The sequence below is a fragment of the uncultured Clostridium sp. genome (genome assembly GCF_947039605.1).
Taxonomy (GTDB): domain Bacteria; phylum Bacillota; class Clostridia; order Clostridiales; family Clostridiaceae; genus Sarcina.
Window position 1 is genome coordinate 59,202 of record NZ_CAMQZG010000007.1, and the last position, 19,984, is coordinate 79,185.

The following is a 19,984-nucleotide window of genomic DNA, read 5'->3' on the forward strand; positions in this document are numbered from 1 at the left end:
GAATATTATGATAGGGAAAAAAATAATACCATGTTTAGATATGAAGGATGGGAAAGTAGTTAAGGGAATAAACTTTGTAAATATAAAAGAAGTTGGTGACCCAGTAGATATTGCAAAAGATTATTGTGCACAAGGTGCTGATGAATTAGTATTTTTAGATATTGCAGCGACTAATGAAGAAAGAAAAACAAGAAAAGATTTAGTTTCTCTTATATCAAAAAATATTAATATACCATTTACAGTTGGTGGAGGAATTAAAAGTTTAGAGGATATAGAAGAGGTTTTAGCAGTAGGGGCAAATAAAATAGGAATTAATTCAGCTGCTATTAAAAACAAAGTTTTTTTAAAAGAAGCAATAGATAAGTTTGGAGCTGATAAAGTTGTGTTAGCTTTAGATGGAAAAAGAAATGAAAAAGGAACTTGGAATGTTGTAGTAAATGGCGGAGAAAAAGATACAGGAATAGATGTTGTAGAATGGGCAAAAGAAGCAAGGGCTATGGGAGTAAATGAAATATTACTTACTTCACTTGATGAAGATGGTGAGAAAAAAGGTTATGATTTAGCTTTAACAAAAGCTGTAAAAGATGCAACAGGGGCTATAGTGATAGCATCAGGTGGGTGTGGAACGTTAGAGGATTTTTATGATGTATTTAAAACTGATATAGCAGATAGTGCGCTTGCAGCTTCTATTTTTCACTATAAAGAAATACAAATACCAGAACTTAAAACTTATCTTAAAAATAAAGGTGTAAATCTTTATAAGGAGTAGGATAGTATGATAGAAAAAATAGATATAGATATGATTGATTTTGATAAAAGTTATGGATTAGTACCTGCAATAGTAAGGGAAGAGAGTACAGGAGAAGTTTTAATGCTTGCTTATATGAATAAAGAGAGTCTTGAGAAAACATTAGAAACAGGGTACACATATTTTTATTCTAGAAGCAGAAAAGAACTTTGGAACAAGGGAATGACATCTGGTAATGTACAGGAAGTGAAAGAAATATTTTTGGATTGTGACTATGATACGATACTTTTAAATGTTAAACAAAAAGGTGTTGCATGTCATACAGGAGAAAAAAGTTGTTTCTTTAGAAAATTAAAATAAAAAACTTAGGGGGAATATGGATGGATAAATCTATCGAAAATTTATATTCTACTATATTAGATAGGAAAGAAAATAAGTTTGAGAATTCATATACTAATTACTTGTTTGATAAGGGAATAGATAAAATTCTTAAAAAATTTGGAGAAGAATCTGTAGAAGTAATTATTGCAGCTAAAAATAGTGATAAAAATGAGCAAACAGAAGAATTTAGTGATTTAATATATCATATGTTAGTATTAATGGCACAACTTGATATATCTACACAAGATATATCAAATAATATAGAACTTAGAAATAAAAAAATGGGGAATTTAAAGACTGAGAGAAAAGATATAGAAATTATATAATGTTTAGCCACATCAAAAAAATGATGTGGCTAAATTTATATAGTCTTATATAAAAATAAAATACCCTTAAAATTCCAAAAAAAGAAAAAATTAATTATTATGTTATAATTTAAAATATTTTTTATGTTAAGATAGTATTATATAAGATGCTATAAATTTTTTTTTATAGCATTGTAAATATTACATATTCATATAATAACTAATAGAGTTTTCAATAGGAAGGTGAAATTAAATGAGCATAGTACACTATTGGTCAGAACATATTAACCATTGCAAAAAATATATTAAAAGTCATGAATATATAGTTAGTTTTAATGTGAAAGATTTATGTAATGATAATAAGTATTCAAAATATTTTTTCTTTAAAAATAGATTAGAACTTATAAAGTTTATTAAATATGTTGCATTACCCACATTTGTATATAATAAAATAAATTTACAAAAGAGTATAAGAAAAGTTGAAATACAAGATTATAAAGATGTTTTGAATTTTTTTATGGGAAATGATATTAGTAATAGTAACGAGCTTATTAAAAGATATTCATTTTTTTATAATTCATTAGAAGAGTTTGAATATGAGAAAAATGATATAGGCGAAACTGCGTTTATAGAATTAATTGAAAATATAAATTTATATTTTTCAAAGGACGAGTTTATAAAATCTAATATGGAAATATATTTAGGAACAGAGGCACTTTTTGAAAGCATATTAGAACATGAAGATGAGTATTTTAGGGAGAAAATAGTAAATGATTTAGGGGCAAAGAATAAAGAGGAATTAAATGAATTTTTAGCAAATCATAAAAATAATGTTACTATAATAAACTTTATAGCAGAGGTTCTTAGTGAGATTTGTGATGGAAACGATATAGTGGTAAATTTATAAAAATACAGAGATAGGCTATGCCTATTTCTGTATTTTTTTAAATATAGCAGTACACCATTCATTGGTTTGAAGTTTTTGAGTCATTTCATAAGAATGTTCTTCAACTTTTGATTTAACAAAGTCAAAACTCCACTCAACAAGTCCTGATACAAGAAGCATACCATCTTTTTTTAGGTGGCTATCAATATATTCCATAAACATTTGAGTCTCTTCACCGCCGATATTTATATATATCCAATCATATAGAGGATCTACAGTGAAATCATTTGTTAAAGCATTTCCAACTTTTACTTCTATAGTAGAAAGATCATTAAATGAGGCATTTAACATAACCTCCTCTTCTACGTCGCGAATATCAACAGCAGTTACTTTTTTTGCACTTTTAAGTGCTGTAGCAATAGCCAATATTCCAGAACCAGTACCAATATCCATTACTGTTTTATTAGAAAAATCTTTTTTAAGTATTAAAGATAAAATATCTTTTGTAGTTTCATGAAGACCAGTACCAAAAGCACCTTGTGAAATAAAGTTGATTCTATTAATATTTTGACTTTCTTCATTAGGATTAATAAGAATCCAAGAATCATTTATCTGAACTGATGGGAAAATAGTTTCTTCATAGTTATAATTTTCTTCCTTAACTTCAAAAGAGAAGTCATCTAGTATATCAGAAATTTTTATTAAGAAAGCTTCAAGTTTTGATTCATCTGCATCAAAAACTATATGTAAATCTAAAATTTCATTTTCTTTTTCTTCATATCCATAGCCCCAATTATCAGTAGTTATATTAAGAGCTGCTTCATAATACGTATTAAATACATCATTCAGTTGTAATTTTTCAATTTTAGCATCTATATCGCTGCTATTTGTCTTAAAAGTTATTATAAACATAAAATTCCTCCTTAGTTTGTGTCAAAAGCTATTATAACATATATTTTAAAATTAACTATTATGTTAAAATTTATTATGGAGGGCTATTATGATAAAAAAATTAATAGAACAAGGTATAGAGATAGAAGTTATAAAATTAGAAAAAAAATCAGTATCTATAGAAGTTGATAACAAAGGAAAAACTATAATAAGAATGCCTAAAAAAATATCTAAGGAGAATATAGATAAAATACTATCTAAAAGATTTGAGTGGATAAAAGAAAATGTTGAACAGATTAAGAAGAAAAATAATTTTGTAATTACAAGGTCTTTTGAAGAAGGTGAAAAATTCTTATATCTAGGAGAGTTATATATACTTGTATTTGCAAAAGAAGAAAAAATAGATATAGAAAAGAAGATTATATATGCAAAAAAAGAAAATACTAAAAAATCATTAGAAAAATTATATAAAATTTTAGCAAGAGATTATATAATAGGAAGAGTTGATTATTTTTCAAGTAATTTTAGAGAAGAGGCTAAAATTATTAAAATTAAAAATCAAAAAAGACGGTGGGGAAGTTGCTCATTTGATAATAATCTTAATTTCAATTTTAAAATAATAATGGCAAGAAAGGAAATTGTAGATTATCTAGTTATACATGAAATGAGTCATATGCCACATAAAAATCATTCAAGTGATTTTTGGAATCAAGTAAAAAAAATAATACCAGATTATATTAGTTTAAGGAGAGAGCTAAAAGAAATAGCTTTTAAGTTAGATTTGTAAAACTGTAGTTTTGTGGGGGAATAAATGTTTAATGAAGAAAATTATTATTTAAATATAGCAATTTCGAGTGATGCTATATTAGTGATTAATGAAGAAGTAAGTGAAAAAATAACAAATGCAAAAGATTATAGAAAAAAAGAAGATTTAATAAGTGAAACTTTTTTATCAATAGATAGAAATTTTATGGGAAATAAGTTTTTCAAAAAGTCAGGATATATAAATGAGTCTAAGAAAAAATTGAAAACTAAATACGGAATAAAAAGTAGTACAGGACTTTTGAAAGAAGTAGAAAGATTATTACTTGTAAATGGCTATAGTAAGGCATATTTAGCAGTAGAAATGTTTAGTTTTTTTGAAAAATCTGGGAAGAAATTCAAAAGTCTAGAAGAGGGCATAAGAGAATATTATAATCTAATAGATTTAAAGATAGAAGAAGATATGGATGAATTAAAAAGTTATTATAAGAAAAGTTTTTATATATTAAATTCAAATAGAAAGCTTTTTAATAAGAACTATACATATGCATTAGAATTGATTGAAATTATTGATATTTTAAAGCTTGGGTATATTGCATCATATATAAAAAGTGATGAGGTGAATTCATATTTAAAATCATTTGGAAGAGAAATTTCACAGAGATTTGACAGTTGGAAAAGTTTTTATACAAGCATTCTTTTAGGGCTAAAACTTGAAAATATAGAAAGTGATGAACAGTTAGATAAGTATGAGAGATTATTATTAGAACTTGTATTAAATAAACAGGTAAGTCCGTATGAACACATTAAATTTAGAGAAAACCCAAGAGAGGATATTAGTAAAATTTTAGAATTAATTAATTAAAAAAGGCAAGAACTCTATTTATGAGTTCTTGCTTTTTTTTTAGTAGGTGTTGTATTTTTAGTATGACGACGTCTATTTTTAGTTCTTTCAGTTGGTGATACTAAAATTTGCTTATCTTCAATTTTTTTATTAGAAGGAAGAATTGCTAACTTGTTTTGAGGAAGGTTTAATATTGCAGTATCTTCCTCTTTTGTTATTTTAGTTGAATATCCAAATCTTGCAATTGATTTTTCTGCCATAGGGAAGTATTCGCCATGGGCATAGTTAAGTAAATTACCAAGTTCAAAATGTATTTTCCCTTTTTCATCCATAATATCTTCATTTATGTGAGAACCTAAAACATCAGCTATAAATAAATCATGTGATCCAAGTTTAATTATTTCTTTAACTCTACATTCTATAACTACAGGACAATCATCTATATAAGCGGCATTTACATGAGTTGCTTCTTTCATATTTAAATTAAGTTCTTTAATTTTATCAACTTTCTTTCCAGTTTTTACACCACAAAAGTCTGTTTCATATGTAAGTTTTGTTGATGGTATATTAACTATAAACTCCATGCTTTCTTTAATATACTCATAAGATAGTCGTTCTGGTCTTATAGATATAGATAGCATTGGTGGTCTAGTACAAATTGTATTTATCCAAGAAACTGTGAAAATATTATCCTTGCCAGCCTTGTTTCTTGAACTAATCATAACAGCTGGAACTGGGTTTAACATAACACTAGGTTTAAATTCTATTTTATTCATTAATTATTTTCTCCTAACAAGTTCTTTCGTTTGCTTTCTAAATTATATCATATAGAAATTTTAAGGCAAAGAAAATATAATTTACATTTATTGTAAAAATGTGAGGGGTGTGATAATATTATGTTATCTTACTAGGGGGCTACAAGTATGAAAAAAAATTATTGTATAAGTTGTGGGAAAGAAATTAAGCTCAAAGAAATTTTAATGCAATCAATAATGTTTGGGATTTATTGTGATAGGTGTGGAGAAGTTTCTAAGGCAAGTAATAAATCAAAAAAAATATTTATGATATTTTTTTGTGCTGTATTAATTCTTAATATAGTTGTTCCTATAAATGGTTTTCTAAAGATATTTATGGCTATATTTTGGTGTATAGTTTCACTTTGGATTATTCAACCTTTATTTTGTGATTTTGAATAATATATAGATAAGGATATTTTTGTAGCTAATTATCATGTGTTTGTAACAATAAAAACATAAAAAGATGATATAATAAAAAAAACTAAGAAGAAAGACAAGGTGGTAAAACATTTTGAGAAGATACAAAAAGAGTGGACAAGGAACTACAGGACTTGTAATAAATTTTGCAATAGAACTTATTATATTAATGATAATATTTGCTTTTATAGGGATAATAATTCAAAGTCAAATTTTAATATCTTTTGGATTTTTAATATCTATAATTTTAACATTGATTTTAAACTTTTTAAAAGTTAAACCTATTATTATATATATAATAGCAATACCTGTGCTTTTGATATTATTGTTTTTTGTTCCTAAAATATTAATTTAAGAGTAAAGTGTGAATATAGCTACGTTAGTAGCTATATTTTTTTGATTTAAGGTATATTATCTGCTAATATATAAGTATATTTCCAAACAAATGATGAGGAGTAAAATTATGAAATTAGTAAAAGGTAAAGTAAGGTTTATAAGAAGTTTAATAGGGTGTGTTGTATTTCCGTTACTACTCTGTTATTTTTATAGTTATGTTCAAGAGGGGAGTAACTGGTATGAAGTAAATCAGTGGCTTGGAGTAACACTTGGGATAGTATTTATAGGAAGAGGGATATTTGAATATAAAATAGCAAAGCACATGCAGAATACAAAAATAAGCTTTTTAGGAGCTATAGTTATTTTAATTTATGTAGTGCTTAGATATTTTCATATAATGTAAAAGATACCAGTAGGTATCTTTTTTTTGTTTAAATATTAAAAAAATAATAAATTTTTAATAATAAAATATAACTTTATACAATAAATTAGAACGTTAAGGTATACTTTACACAATAGGTTTAGTGTGATTTTAAAATGAAGAGATATTCAGATAAAAGGGGGTAGCATATGCCAAAAATAATAAGGGATGTAGAAAGAATAATATTAGAAGAAGCAGCTATGATTTTTTCTGAAAAAGGATTTAATTCAACAGATATGAAAGCTATAGCAAGTGCTTGTGGAATAGCAGTAGGTACACTTTATAATTATTATCCAAATAAAAAAATGTTATATCAAGATGTGTTTCTAAAAAGTTGGAATTTAACAATAAAAAAATTAGGAACGGTAAGCAGGGATATTGCAAAAAGAGACCAGCTTGAAAAGCAAATAGAAATATTTTATAGAGAGATGGAAAATAGAAATGGACTTGGAAACGATTTTAGGGGACTTTGTAAAAAAGGTGATAAAAAATTTGATTTAATTGCAAAAAATGTGATGCTAGAAATTATAGATGCTACATTAAAAAGGTTTGAACTAAAAGATGAGTTTAAGAGTATTAAAGGAATGCAAGTTAGGGTTATAGTTATATGGATTACTAATCAATTTGAATTAATATCGGATTTTCCTCTTGAAAAAGAGGTGAATATATCAATTTTATATAATGTAGTAAGTAATTTCTTTAATTTAGATTAAATATGATATAAAACTAAAATTTACAAGGTATTATAAAAATCTAATTTGAGAATACTAATATTGAAGCAAGTAAGTGAAATATTCTTCACTTAGCTAAAGTTATGTCGATTCATCTCACCACCTATGAAGGTGGGAGGATTTCCTCGAATTATCCCAAATTAACTTAAAAACATATCAATATAGCAATTAAGCTATCTAAATTTATTCAGGGAAAACTTTAACAAAGATTGGTTATAGTTTTATAGAGAGAATATTTTAGGTAGCTTATTTTTATTCAATATATTCCCATAGATAAATATATATGTTTGTTTAGAAATAGACATATATGGTAGAATATTAATAATCGAATGAAATAAAAAGGAGATGAAGAATATGAATCTTGAGATAAATAAAGTTTATAATGGATTTAAACTTATAGAAAAAAGAACACTAAAAGAGATTGGTTCAGATGCTCTTTTATTTGAACATGAGAAAACAGGAGCAAGACTTATCAAAATTTTAAGTGATGATGATAATAAAGTATTTTCAATAGGATTTAGAACACCACCTAAAAATAGTACAGGTGTTGCACATATATTAGAACATTCAGTTTTATGTGGATCAAGAAAATTTGATATGAAGGAGCCTTTTGTAGAACTTTTAAAAGGGTCATTAAATACATTTTTAAATGCTATGACATATCCAGATAAAACAGTATATCCTGTAGCATCAAGAAATGAAAAAGATTTCTTTAACTTAATGGATGTTTATTTAGATGCTGTCTTATATCCAAACATATACAAGCATAAAGAGATATTTATGCAAGAGGGTTGGCATTATAGTATAGAAAATAAAGAAGATAAGTTAGAGTACAATGGCGTTGTATATAATGAAATGAAGGGTGTATACTCATCACCAGATTCAATTTTATATAGAAATATAACAACAAGTCTTTACCCAGATACAACATATGCAGTATGTTCTGGTGGGGAACCTGTAGATATTCCAAATTTATCATATGAAGAATTCTTAGATTTCCACAAGAATTATTATCATCCATCAAATTCATATATGTTCTTATATGGTAATGGGGAGTTAGAAAAAGAATTAGCTTTCATAAATGATAATTATTTAAAAGATTTTGAAAAAAGAGAAGTGGATTCTAAAATTGCACAGCAAAAGCCGTTTGATAAAATGAATGAGCTTGAATTATTCTATGGAATTGCAAAAGAAGATGATGAAGAGGGTAAAAGTTTCTATAGCTTAAACTTCTCTGTTGGAGATGCTATTTCAGGTGAGGTATATCTTGCTTTTGAAATATTAGCATATTTACTTCTTAGAACTACTGCGGCGCCTTTAAAGAAAGCATTAATGGATGCTGGTATTGGTAAGTCAGTTAGTGGAGATTATGATAATGGAATAAATCAACCTTGTTTCACTATATTTGTTAAAAATGCAAATACAGATGATAAGGATAAGTTTAAAAATGTAGTAATGGACACATTAAAAGAACTTGTTGAAAACGGAATTGATAAAGAACTTATAGAAGCATCTATGAATAGAATAGAGTTTGAACTAAGAGAGGGGGATTATGGCTCATATCCTAAGGGATTAATCTATTACCTTAAAGCTATGGATAGTTGGCTTTATGAGGGAAGTCCTTTTGTTCATTTAGAGTTTGAGGAGTCTTTAGCTAAAATAAAAACAGCTTTAACTACTAATTACTTCGAAGATATGATTGAAAAGTATCTATTAAATAATAATCACAGCTCACTTGTAAGTTTACATCCTAAAAAAGGATTAAATGAAGAGAAGCAGGAGATATTAGAAGAAAAATTAGCAGGAATAAAAGCTTCATTTAGTGAAGAGGAAATAGAAGGTCTTATAGAGAGATGTAAAAAGCTTAAAGAAAGACAAGAAACACCAGATGGTGTAGAAGCATTAGAGGCTATACCTGTATTATCAAGAGATGATATTAATAAAGACCCAGAAGTATTACCTTTAGATGAAAAAGATATAGATGGTGTTAAGATATTACATCATAACTTCCATACAAATAAAATTTCATATATAAATATGTACTTTAGAACTGATTCAGTAAGTCAAGAATTAGTAAGTAGATTAACACTTTTAGCTAGTATTCTTGGAAGATGTTCAAGTGCAAATTACAGTTATGAGAAGTTATCAAACCTTGTAAATATAAATACTGGTGGAGTTTCATACTCACCATGTAGTGTTGCTGATGTTAAGAACGGTGGATATAAGAAGTTATTTGAAGTTTCACTTAAAGCATTAAATGATAAACTGCCAGTAGTATTTGAACTTTTAGAAGAGATATTATTAAATACTAATTTAGATGATGAGAAAAGAATAAAACAAATATTAGAAGAAAAGCGTTCAAGAGTTGAGAGTGCTATTTTTGATGGTGGACATAGAATTGTTGCAAAAAAAATACTTTCATATGTATCAGAAAAAGGTGCTTATGAAGAGGAACTTGCAGGACTTGGGTACTATCACTTCTTAGTTGATTTAATAGAAGATTTTGATATTAAAAAAATCCATGCTGAATTAGCAGCAGTTAGAAAATTAATATTTAATAAAAATAACATGATAGTAAGTTTCTCAGGAACAGATGATGAGTATAGTAAGTTTGAAAAAGCAATTACTCCATTTATAGAAAAGCTTTCAGATGAAAAAGTTGCATATAATAATTATAAATTTGAGATAGGTGCTAAAAATGAAGCATTACTTATGCAAGGAAATGTTCAATTTGTTGCAAAAGGTGGAGATTATAAAAAAGAAGGATTTAACTATAGTGGTGCAATGTCACTTTTAGAAACTATACTTGGTTTTGACTACTTATGGAATAATGTAAGAGTTAAAGGTGGGGCATATGGAGTATTCTCTAACTTTAGAAGAGATGGTGGATTCTATATGGCATCATATAGAGACCCAAATGTTAAGGATACTTTAGATGTATATGATGGAGTTGTTGAGTATTTAAATAACTTTGATGTTGCAGAGAGAGAAATGCAAAAATATATTATAGGAACTGTTAGAAAACTTGATAGTCCTATAGGAAATAGCTCAAAAGGTGAAGTGGCAACTACATTATACCTAAGTGGTGTTACTTATGCGGATAGAGTTTGCGAGAGAGAAGCAATTCTTTCAGCAAGTGTAGATACTATAAAAGCTTTTGCACCTTTACTAAATAGTACATTAAAACAAAATTGTATATGTGCACTTGGAAATGAAGCAAAACTTAAAGAAGATGAAAATATATTTAAATCACTTATAAAAGTTATAAAATAAGAGAAAGAGGTCTAGCAGTTAGTTGCTAGACCTCTTCTATTATAGTCATTATTCTATTTTTAAAATATACAGCTGTTAAATCAAGTTTTTTAATGATATTAATTGCTATATCAAAATTGATAGCTATAGCATCCTTAGAATGAGAATCTGAAGCTAGTGTTACATATTTACCACCAAGTTCCTTATAACGCTTAAAGAGTGCTAAAATGCTATTAGAAGCATCTTTGCTATTAAGTCTTCTAGTATTAAGTTCGAGACATTTGTTTTTCTTTATTAAAACAGTAAAAATCTCATCAATAATATCTTTAAAATCTTCTAAATAAAGTTCTGTATCAGTATAAGTAGAATATCTACAAATATAGTCTATATGTGCAAGTGTATCAAAAAAGTCAAAATGCTTTACACAAAAAAGCATATTTTCTAAATAATCTTTATAAACAATATTTTTTTCAATATCAATTTCTTTCATTAAATAAAAAATATCTTTTCCATAAAGAGTATGAATAGAACCAATTAATATATCAACTTTATTTTTATTAGAATCAGCAAAATCAATAGTTTTATTAGCATTTACTTTAGACATTCCAAGTTCAATACCAACCAAAAAATCATTTGACTTATATTTTGCATAAAAATCTAAATACTCGTCCATATTTATAAAAGGAAGTTCAGGAAGGTCTAAATCAACATGTTCAGTAAGACAAATACCTATTTTTTTTTCAATTTGTTTATCAATAATTTCCTTTGCTGTCATTTTTGAATCAAAAGAAAATTCACTATGCATATGTGTATCAAAAATCATTTAAATACCCCCAGTAATTGTTAAGAAAATTATAACATATAAGGAGATATACATAAAATTAATTTACAATATGTAAAAAAGTATGTAATATATATAATATAAAATTGTTAAAATTAATAGGTATACAAGTATGTATAACTTAGGAGGAATAGAAATGAAAGAATTATTTAAAATTGGTGATGTAAGTTTCACACAAGAAGAGTTTCAGGATGATATAAATGAGTATTTAGATATAGTAGATATAGTAAAAGAGTTTGAAGGTAAATTAAAATTAGAAGAAATAGAATGTGCACAGATAAATGATTGTTGTGGTGCAACAAAGTTCAATTTATTTGCAGAGATTATAGGAGTATTAACAGAACAAGATACTTTCTTAACTTTATTAGAAGTAAGAGCACATCAATCTACTTATGAGGGTACAAATGTAGAACCTTTTGGAATCCAAATTTATAAATGCAAAAGTTGTAATAAATGGATGTTCTGGTTATTAGAATCAGGAGAAGAGTAAAATAAGATTTAATTCATAATTAGGGGGTACAAAAGTGACTTTAAAAGAAAAAGTTTTAGAGGAATGTACAAAATTAAAGACTTATGTAAAAAATTTAAAAAGTAAGTCAAGTGAAAAATTAGAGTTTTTGAATGAACATGAAAATTCTAAGAAATTTAAGGGAAGTAAATATTATAAATTTTGGCCTATCATAGCTATAGGAGTAATATTAATAGCTATAATAGGTGTAATGAGTATGATGAATAATAATAAAAGTGAAGTGATGACTCAGTTTGAAACAGCTATTGCAAAAAATAATACTAGTAAATTATCTAGTGTAGTTAAATTAGATGATGGAACACAAATAACGAGTGAGCAAGCGATACCAATACTAGATTTTTTTAAAGCTGATAATAGTAGAATAAGTAATCTTAAATCTTCATTTAAGGTAGGCAGCTCGTATTATTCTATGAATCTTAAAAAAGAAAAAAGATTTATAGGAGAAAGTTATTATATAGGTGTGTCATACCAAAAGTTAAGTATTGATTCAAACTTAGATAATACAACACTTATAATAAATGGAGAAGACAAAGGCGTATTTAATAAGGATAAAACTGTAGAACTTATAACGCCAGGAGAATATAATATAGAACTTAAAAATAAAAATAAATATTCAACAATAACAAAAAATCAAAAAATCGCATTTACAAAAAGTACAGATATTGATATGGAACTAAAAGGGACATATGTGACAGTAGTAAGCAACGTCCCAGAGGGAATAGTTTATATAAATGATTCAAGTACTGGTGTAAAAGCTTCAGACTTTAAGAATGTAGGACCATTTCCATCAGATGGAAGTTATGAAATATCATTAAAATATAATACACCTTTTGGAACAGTTATAAGTAGTAAGGTGAAAATTGGTGACTTACCAGATATTAATTTAGATTTAGATTTAAAAAGTAGCGGAATAAAAACAAGCTTAAATAATTTGGTAGGAAAATTTTATGAGAGTGTATTCAATGCTATTGATTTAAAAGACCAAACTAAAATTGAATATGCAAATGAAGAAGCTAAAAATAAAATATATTCAGATATAAAAGAAAAAGGATTTATACTTAAAAATGTATATAAATTAAATAGTTCAAGTATAGATTTTGAAAAGAGTACAGTAGATTTTAAGGATGGAGTTTATTATGCAAGTGTAGTTGCAGATATAGACTATAATGTTAAAAAAGAAATTTTAGGTGTACCACTTAAAAGTAATGATTATAAACAAAGCTTTTTCACAAAAGCAAAATATCAAGATGGAGAATGGCAGATATATGATATACAAAATTTTGATTTAAAATCAGCAGAGTAATTATTAAAAGATATTAAAGGATTAAAGCCTTTAATATCTTTTTTTGTATATAAAAATAAAAATAAGGCTAAAATTCAGCTAGGAGGTGTTTTATGGATATTAAAAAATTAGTAATTTTTCTACTAGGAGTTTATATAATAAATAAAATATTGGAATTCATATTAAAAAAATCAGAAAAGGTTAAAGAAATTAGCAAAAGAAAAATAACAATGCCAGCAATAAATTCATTAAGTATATATTCTTATAAAGATTTTAAACACTTAATGAAAGAGTATTTAAAACATGGTAATTATGAAATTATCGATGAAGAGGATGAGCTAATACAGGTTAGAAAAGCAAATCAAGAATATTTAATTTATTGTAAACAGATGAAAGAATATACTAATAAGCTTGAAAAAGAGGAGTTTTATATTTTTATTTCGGATATGAAAACTAGAGGTATAGACAACGGGATTATTTTAACTAATGGAATGTTAGTTGATAATATAAAAATTATAATAAATTCAGGATTAAAAGATATGGAAATAGAATATTTAGAGAGTAATGATTTTATAAAAGAACTTAGGAAGATGAAAGAACAAAAGTTATATAAAGGGGAAGTTTAAGTGGAAGTACTATACAATATTGGTAGCATGGATATATTTAAAAATTTAAGAATATTATTATTAGTTATTGCAGTGAGTATGAGTATTATTGCACTTTTAAAGCTTAAAAAAATAATATCAAATTATAATTATATAAATAGAAAAATTACTATGTTGGAAAATTTGAAGCATTTATCTGAGGAGGAATTTATATCTTGGATAGAAGAATATTTATTAAAAAAAGGATACTGTAATTTTAAATATTTAGAAGATGAATTCTATTTAGTCGAAAAATATGAAAAAGAAAAGTTGGTATTTATAGATAGAAAATTTAATATATTAGATAAAGTGGAAGCTAAATATATACATGGATATACTATTTTGAATTCGATAAATGAAATACTAGTAGTAACAACTAGTAATATTGATAACAGCTTTTATCAAATTTTAATAGAAAATAAAATAAATTATGAATCATTTTCAAAAACTGATTTTCAAAAGGGATATAAGGATTTTGTAGTAAATGAATTAGGGTAAAGAGAGTGTGAGTGGAATAATAGTAAACAAAAAATTTACATAAAATACACACTGGAATAACCAAAATATAGTACAATTTAGGAGAAATATAAAGTAATATGGGGGAATACATATGAAAAAGAAACAAATTTTAGCACTAACGCTAGGGGTTTTAATGTCTTCAGCAATGCTAGTAGATCCTACTATAGCAGAAGCTAAATCAAAAGATGAAATTAAAAATCAAATAGAAGCAAACGAAGGTAAAATAGATGATTTAGAAGAAAAAAAAGAGGGACTACAAGGAACTAAAAGTGAAAGTGCAAAAAAATTAGAAGAAGCAAAAGCTAATTTTAATAAGCAAAATGAACTTTTAACAGAGACGAGAGAAAAAGTTTTAGGGTTTGAGAAAGAAATAAATACGTTGCAAGTCCAAATAGATGATTTTGAGGCTAAAATACAAGTTGTAGTTACTGATATCGAAAAAGTTAAGATAGATATTGCAAAAAAAGAAGCTGAACTTTTAGTTAAAGAAGAAATTCTTGGTAAAAGATTAAGAAGTGCATACATGAATAATGTTGGTGATAGAATGTTATATATGGTTATAGATTCTAAAAATTTAGGCGATTTAATAAGTAACATTGCAAATATCAATATAATTATAAAGACAGATCAAGAACTTATGGCTGAAATAGAAAAAGATAAAGAAGCCATAGAATTAGAAAGACAAAATCTTGTTAAAAAAGAACAAGAACTTACTAAAAGCAAAGAAACAATAGAAGGAACAAAGGCTAAAGTAGTTTCTTCTAAAGAAGAAATGGACAAGCTTGAAGCTGAATATGCAGCAGAAGCAGCTAAACTTAAAGATTTAGAAGATGCTAGAAGTAGTGAGTACAATGCACTTACTAGTGAAGAAAAGGCAATTCAAGCTGAAATAAGTAAGTATGAGCATGATAATGTTAATTTAGAAGAGTATTTCCAAAATACTAGCATAGGAACTACACCTCAACCACCAGCTAGTGGAGGTACATCAGGGAGTGGAGATTCATCGGATGGTGGAAGTGCAAATTCTCAAGGTTTTATAAAACCTTTAAGTGCACCAGTAACATCATCATATGGGCCAAGAACACATCCTATCACAGGAGCAGTAGGCACATTCCATAGAGGGATAGATTATGGTGCAGCAGGGGGAACTCCTATTAAAGCAATTGCTGGAGGAGTAGTAACTACTGCTGGGTGGAATTCATCATTTGGGAATATGGTTGTAGTAGATCATGGTAATGGATATACTAGCTTATATGCCCATGCAAGAGCATTAAATGTTAGTGCTGGTCAAAGAGTGAGTCAGGGACAAGTACTTTCTTTTGTTGGTTCAACAGGAAATAGTACAGGAAATCACTTGCATTTAGAAATGAGATATAATGGTAGTCATGTTAATCCAGCAAATTATATAGGATAAGTAACTATCGGAAATTTATAAATAAAAGAATCCTCATTGTATTATATAATGAGGATTCTTTTATTTAATTTTATAATTGAATAGCTGTTTCAAGTGCCACTTTCATCATATCTAAGAAAGTACTTTGTCTTTCCTCTGAAGAAGTTTCTTCACCAGTAACAAGGTGATCACTTATTGTTAGTATAGTAAGTGCATTAACACCATATTTTGAAGCTAGAGTATAAAGTCCAGAAGTTTCCATCTCCACAGCGAGAGTTCCAAAACTAGCCCATCTTTTCCAAGCATCAGCATCATCATTGTAGAAACTATCTGCACTAAAAACACTACCAACTTTAGGGACAAAATTATTTGCAACAGCATTATCATATGCTTTTTTTAATAGGTCAAATGATGCACAGGGTGCAAAGTCACAACCTTTAAATCTTAATTTATTCATAGCAGAATCAGTATGAGAAGTCATAGCTAGAACAAGATCTCTAACCTTAACATCAGTAGTTAAACCACCAGCAGTACCAACTCTTATTAAATTCTTAACATCATATTCTCTTATAAGTTCATTAACGTATATTGATAATGAAGGAAGACCCATTCCAGTACCTTGTACAGAAATTCTTTTTCCTTTATAAGTACCTGTAAAACCAAGCATACCTCTAACATTATTATAACAAATTACATTTTCTAAAAAAGTTTCTGCTATAAATTTAGCTCTAAGTGGATCACCGGGTAATAAAATAGTTTCAGCTATTTCGCCTTTTTTTGCTTCTATATGAACACTCATCTTTTGTCCTCCTAAATTGTAAAGTTTAAATAAGTTGATTATAGATTTTAATAACTTATTATGATACTATTATACTAATAAAATAAATGAAATGATAGAGAACTAGTAAGATATTTTATTGAGAAAATGTGAACCTTTAAAGGAGATTTATTGATGTTAGAATTTAAAAAAAAATCTTTACTTTCAGAAATTGAATATGAAGATTATGATGTGAATGTAGTAAAACTTACTACAGAAGATCAAAAAGAGCTTGGGATGATTAAATCATGTTGTGGAAAGGCTACAAGTGAGTGTCCAAAGACTAATGGTGCAGGAAGTTGCTGTGGTAGCAAAAATGGATGTCCTAAAAATTAATTATAAATAGATAAAAAAGAAGAAGCTTGAATTAATTCAAGCTTCTTCTTTTTATTTAAAATTACTATTTTTTGTTAGCAAATTCAATATTTACTTTTCTTCTATTTAATCTTTTACCAATACAGTTATCCATAACTGTATCAATAACGTCATCGCTTATATTAGCAAAACAGAAGTTTTCCATTATATTAACATCTCCAACATTTCTAGGTGCTACTTTAGCTGTATCAGCTAAGAACTCAACTAAAAGTTTAGGTGTTAACCCATCTCTTTTACCTACAGAAATGAATACTCTTTTTTCGCCTTCTTCTGCAGCTGAACGTGTACGTGGTGAGAATGAACGATCTGAACGATCACGTGATGATGAACGATCTGAACGGTCACGTGATGATGAACGATCTGAACGGTCACGTGATGATGAACGATCACGGTCACGTGATGATGAACGATCTTCATCAGCAGCATTAAGGTTTTGTTTTGAGTGATCCATGTTAAGTTTTTTGCTGAAAGCTAATTTAACAAGAGCTTTAGCTATGTTAGCCATATCAAATTCTTCTGATAACTCAGCTATGATTGGAGCAAATTGCTCGAAATCGTTAGCTTCTAACTCAGTTTTAATCTCAGAAGCTATGTTCTTGAATTTACCTTCAAATATTTCTTTTGCACTTGGTACAGGTTGTAATGCGATATCACTTTTAGTGTGTCTCATTATTTGTTTTAAGAATCCGAACTCTTTAGGAGTTACTAATGAGTAAGCAGTACCTTCTCTACCAGCTCTTCCTGTTCTACCAATTCTGTGAACGTAACTTTCGATATCTTGAGGTAAGTCAAAGTTAAATACGTGGCTTACTCTTTCAACGTCAATTCCTCTAGCTGCAACATCAGTAGCTACTAAGAAGTCAAGATTTCCATCTTTGAACTTTTTAAGAGTTAATGATCTGTGCTTTTGAGTCATATCTCCGTGCATACCTTCAACACTATATCCTCTTGATTGCATTGAATCTACAACTTCATCAACACCTCTTTTTGTTTTACAGAATATAATAGCAGCTGTTGGCATGTCATAATCTATAACTCTACATAAAGTTTCAAATCTATCTCTATGTTTCATTTGGAAGTATTTTTGAGTTATTTTAGATACTGTTAAAGAAGTTTTTTGTATAGCAACGTGCTTTGTATCTTCTTTCATATATCTTTTAGCAAGATTTTTGATTTGTGGAGGCATAGTAGCTGAGAATAAAAGTGTTTGTCTGTCTGATTTTAAAGACTTAACAATTTCTTCTAAATCGTCTATGAATCCCATGTTTAACATTTCATCAGCTTCATCAAGAACTAAGAAGTCTATATCTGAAAGGATTAAACTTTTTCTTCTAATATGGTCTAATACTCTACCTGGTGTACCTACAACAACGTCAACACCTTGTCTTAAAGCTTTAAGTTGTCTATCTATTGGTTGACCTCCATAAATAGGAAGAACGACTAATCTATCATGCTTTCCTAATCTTTGAAGCTCATCATTTACTTGTATAGCAAGCTCTCTTGTAGGAGCAAGTATTAATGCTTTTGGAGCTTTCTTTCTACTTGTAATTTCAATGTTGTTTATTAATGGACATCCAAATGCAGCTGTTTTACCAGTTCCAGTTTGCGCTTGCCCAATTATATCGAATCCTTCTAAAGCTATTGGAATAGCTTCTGCTTGGATTTGAGATGGTGATTCAAATCCCATATCGGCGATTGACTTTAGTAAAGTATCCTTTAACCCTAAGTCTGTAAATTTTAAGTTGTTCATTCAATTTCCTCTTTCTTATATAAAATTTATTTATTGCGTATTAATTTTCAAACAAGGCTAATAATAACATAGTATTATAATATAAGCAAATGCTAGTTAGTGGTTTAATAAAAAAATCATTACTAATTATTGTTAGATATTGTATAATTGAAACAAAATAATTAAGGGGGATTTATATGTTAGGTAAACCAAGTATTTTTAGTAAGAGTTATCAAAAGAAAAAGAAAAAAAGAAAATGTATTTGTATTAGTTTGATTGGATGTATAACTATTTTTGGGGCTGTAGGAATCAATCGATTTAGTAAAAGAGAGCGAGAAGAGAAAGAAGTTAGTTCAAATTCAAAGGAAGAAGAAATTAAAGCGGTAAAGGAAGAAAGAAAGCAAGAAACTAAAAAAACAGATGAAAAAAAAGTGAATTTAGTTAAAACTATAAATCTTGGAAACTTAGTTATTAATATGGAGTTAGATAAAAATGGATTAATAGAATCAGTAAATGCAAGAGGGATAATGGAAATTGATATAAGTCCAGATAGAAAAAATATAATAATATCTGAGAAGGAAGCACAAAAAAATATAATAGTGACTAAAGATGGAAAAATTACAGATATAAGTATTGATATATATAAATCACGAAAAGGAAATTCTTTTAAAAAAGAAGATATATTAAAACAATATGAAAATTATATTTGGAGTAAAAATGCTAAATTCATTGATAATGAAAATATAGTATACATAACAAATAGACCATATTTTTCTCATAATATAAAAAATCAATATATTGGTATAACAAATATTAGTACATTGAAAAATAGAATTCTTATGGATTCAAAAAGTATTGAGATAAAATTAGAAGAAAGAACGAGTGATGGAATAAGAGTAAGTTCTAGTGGAAAAGAGTATATATTAAATAAATTAGGAAATATTATAGATTAGTATAGTATATGAAGTGTTTTGATTATTACATAAGTAAAAAGTATGAACTTTTTTACTAAGAAATAAATATTTGAAAAAAAAAGACATAATATGTTATAATAACTAGGTTACTAGTTATTTTTAAATAAATA

General features: G+C 27.2%; 23 protein-coding genes. 18 read left to right on the top strand and 5 right to left on the bottom strand.

Annotation, left to right across the window (positions count from 1 at the left end; genetic code table 11):
* Positions 1-7 precede the first annotated feature (7 nt).
* From hisF to Q0V24_RS04145, 4 genes are all read left to right on the top strand, one after another.
* A complete protein-coding gene (gene hisF, locus Q0V24_RS04130) occupies positions 8-769 on the top strand; it encodes an imidazole glycerol phosphate synthase subunit HisF (protein WP_297518856.1) in 762 nt (253 codons plus the stop codon).
* A gap of 6 nt (positions 770-775) precedes the next feature.
* Positions 776-1,108 carry a phosphoribosyl-AMP cyclohydrolase gene (gene hisI, locus Q0V24_RS04135; RefSeq protein WP_297518857.1) on the top strand — a complete coding sequence of 111 codons (333 nt, stop codon included), beginning with the start codon at positions 776-778 and terminating at the stop codon, positions 1,106-1,108.
* Between the two features lie 20 nt (positions 1,109-1,128).
* Positions 1,129-1,455: a phosphoribosyl-ATP diphosphatase gene (gene hisE, locus Q0V24_RS04140; protein WP_297518858.1), complete on the top strand. Its 327-nt coding sequence runs from the start codon at positions 1,129-1,131 to the stop codon at positions 1,453-1,455.
* 232 nt (positions 1,456-1,687) lie between these two features.
* The gene (locus Q0V24_RS04145) at positions 1,688-2,341 is read left to right on the top strand and encodes a hypothetical protein (protein ID WP_297518859.1); all 654 of its coding nucleotides are present in this window, start codon (positions 1,688-1,690) and stop codon (positions 2,339-2,341) included.
* A gap of 21 nt (positions 2,342-2,362) precedes the next feature.
* Here Q0V24_RS04145 and Q0V24_RS04150 read toward each other — a convergent pair whose 3' ends face one another.
* On the bottom strand, positions 2,363-3,232 hold the full coding sequence (locus Q0V24_RS04150; protein WP_297518860.1) for a 50S ribosomal protein L11 methyltransferase: 870 nt from the start codon (positions 3,230-3,232) through the stop codon (positions 2,363-2,365).
* A gap of 88 nt (positions 3,233-3,320) precedes the next feature.
* Between Q0V24_RS04150 and Q0V24_RS04155 the strand changes: the two genes are divergently transcribed.
* Positions 3,321-3,998 (top strand): SprT family zinc-dependent metalloprotease, encoded by a 678-nt coding sequence (locus tag Q0V24_RS04155; RefSeq protein WP_297518861.1) that lies wholly within the window; start codon positions 3,321-3,323, stop codon positions 3,996-3,998.
* A 24-nt stretch (positions 3,999-4,022) separates the two neighbouring features.
* Positions 4,023-4,838, top strand: coding sequence for a DUF1266 domain-containing protein (locus Q0V24_RS04160; protein ID WP_297518862.1), 816 nt, complete (start codon positions 4,023-4,025; stop codon positions 4,836-4,838).
* Positions 4,839-4,852: 14 nt separating this feature from the next.
* Here the strand turns inward: Q0V24_RS04160 and Q0V24_RS04165 are convergent, their stop codons facing one another.
* Positions 4,853-5,593, bottom strand: a complete 741-nt coding sequence (locus tag Q0V24_RS04165; RefSeq protein WP_297518863.1) for a flavin reductase family protein — start codon at positions 5,591-5,593, stop codon at positions 4,853-4,855.
* Positions 5,594-5,740: 147 nt separating this feature from the next.
* On the opposite strand from Q0V24_RS04165, the gene Q0V24_RS04170 reads away from it, so the two are divergent.
* From Q0V24_RS04170 to Q0V24_RS04190, 5 genes are all read left to right on the top strand, one after another.
* Positions 5,741-6,013, top strand: a complete 273-nt coding sequence (locus Q0V24_RS04170) for a hypothetical protein (protein WP_297518864.1) — start codon at positions 5,741-5,743, stop codon at positions 6,011-6,013.
* A gap of 112 nt (positions 6,014-6,125) precedes the next feature.
* Positions 6,126-6,386 carry a hypothetical protein gene (locus Q0V24_RS04175; protein WP_297518865.1) on the top strand — a complete coding sequence of 87 codons (261 nt, stop codon included), beginning with the start codon at positions 6,126-6,128 and terminating at the stop codon, positions 6,384-6,386.
* A 108-nt stretch (positions 6,387-6,494) separates the two neighbouring features.
* The gene (locus Q0V24_RS04180; RefSeq protein ID WP_297518866.1) at positions 6,495-6,770 is read left to right on the top strand and encodes a hypothetical protein; all 276 of its coding nucleotides are present in this window, start codon (positions 6,495-6,497) and stop codon (positions 6,768-6,770) included.
* A gap of 167 nt (positions 6,771-6,937) precedes the next feature.
* Positions 6,938-7,501, top strand: a complete 564-nt coding sequence (locus Q0V24_RS04185; RefSeq protein ID WP_297518867.1) for a TetR/AcrR family transcriptional regulator — start codon at positions 6,938-6,940, stop codon at positions 7,499-7,501.
* 372 nt (positions 7,502-7,873) lie between these two features.
* Positions 7,874-10,792 (top strand): insulinase family protein, encoded by a 2,919-nt coding sequence (locus tag Q0V24_RS04190; RefSeq protein WP_297518868.1) that lies wholly within the window; start codon positions 7,874-7,876, stop codon positions 10,790-10,792.
* A 25-nt stretch (positions 10,793-10,817) separates the two neighbouring features.
* On the opposite strand, the gene Q0V24_RS04195 is transcribed toward Q0V24_RS04190, so the two are convergent.
* On the bottom strand, positions 10,818-11,594 hold the full coding sequence (locus Q0V24_RS04195; protein WP_297518870.1) for a histidinol-phosphatase HisJ family protein: 777 nt from the start codon (positions 11,592-11,594) through the stop codon (positions 10,818-10,820).
* Positions 11,595-11,748: 154 nt separating this feature from the next.
* Here Q0V24_RS04195 and Q0V24_RS04200 point away from each other — a divergent pair, with 154 nt between their 5' ends.
* From Q0V24_RS04200 to Q0V24_RS04220, 5 genes are all read left to right on the top strand, one after another.
* Positions 11,749-12,102: a hypothetical protein gene (locus Q0V24_RS04200; protein ID WP_297518872.1), complete on the top strand. Its 354-nt coding sequence runs from the start codon at positions 11,749-11,751 to the stop codon at positions 12,100-12,102.
* A gap of 34 nt (positions 12,103-12,136) precedes the next feature.
* Complete coding sequence (locus Q0V24_RS04205) at positions 12,137-13,444, top strand: hypothetical protein (protein WP_297518874.1); 1,308 nt, start codon at positions 12,137-12,139, stop codon at positions 13,442-13,444.
* Between the two features lie 92 nt (positions 13,445-13,536).
* Positions 13,537-14,049: a restriction endonuclease gene (locus tag Q0V24_RS04210; protein ID WP_297518876.1), complete on the top strand. Its 513-nt coding sequence runs from the start codon at positions 13,537-13,539 to the stop codon at positions 14,047-14,049.
* Positions 14,050-14,565, top strand: a complete 516-nt coding sequence (locus tag Q0V24_RS04215) for a hypothetical protein (protein WP_297518878.1) — start codon at positions 14,050-14,052, stop codon at positions 14,563-14,565.
* A gap of 112 nt (positions 14,566-14,677) precedes the next feature.
* Positions 14,678-16,000, top strand: coding sequence for a murein hydrolase activator EnvC (locus tag Q0V24_RS04220; RefSeq protein ID WP_297518880.1), 1,323 nt, complete (start codon positions 14,678-14,680; stop codon positions 15,998-16,000).
* 70 nt (positions 16,001-16,070) lie between these two features.
* Here the strand turns inward: Q0V24_RS04220 and deoD are convergent, their stop codons facing one another.
* On the bottom strand, positions 16,071-16,778 hold the full coding sequence (gene deoD / locus Q0V24_RS04225; protein ID WP_297518882.1) for a purine-nucleoside phosphorylase: 708 nt from the start codon (positions 16,776-16,778) through the stop codon (positions 16,071-16,073).
* Between the two features lie 153 nt (positions 16,779-16,931).
* Here deoD and Q0V24_RS04230 point away from each other — a divergent pair, with 153 nt between their 5' ends.
* The gene (locus Q0V24_RS04230; protein ID WP_297518884.1) at positions 16,932-17,132 is read left to right on the top strand and encodes a hypothetical protein; all 201 of its coding nucleotides are present in this window, start codon (positions 16,932-16,934) and stop codon (positions 17,130-17,132) included.
* A 64-nt stretch (positions 17,133-17,196) separates the two neighbouring features.
* Here Q0V24_RS04230 and Q0V24_RS04235 read toward each other — a convergent pair whose 3' ends face one another.
* Positions 17,197-18,921 carry a DEAD/DEAH box helicase gene (locus Q0V24_RS04235; RefSeq protein ID WP_297518886.1) on the bottom strand — a complete coding sequence of 575 codons (1,725 nt, stop codon included), beginning with the start codon at positions 18,919-18,921 and terminating at the stop codon, positions 17,197-17,199.
* A gap of 176 nt (positions 18,922-19,097) precedes the next feature.
* Here Q0V24_RS04235 and Q0V24_RS04240 point away from each other — a divergent pair, with 176 nt between their 5' ends.
* Complete coding sequence (locus Q0V24_RS04240; RefSeq protein WP_297518888.1) at positions 19,098-19,853, top strand: hypothetical protein; 756 nt, start codon at positions 19,098-19,100, stop codon at positions 19,851-19,853.
* Positions 19,854-19,984: the final 131 nt, after the last annotated feature.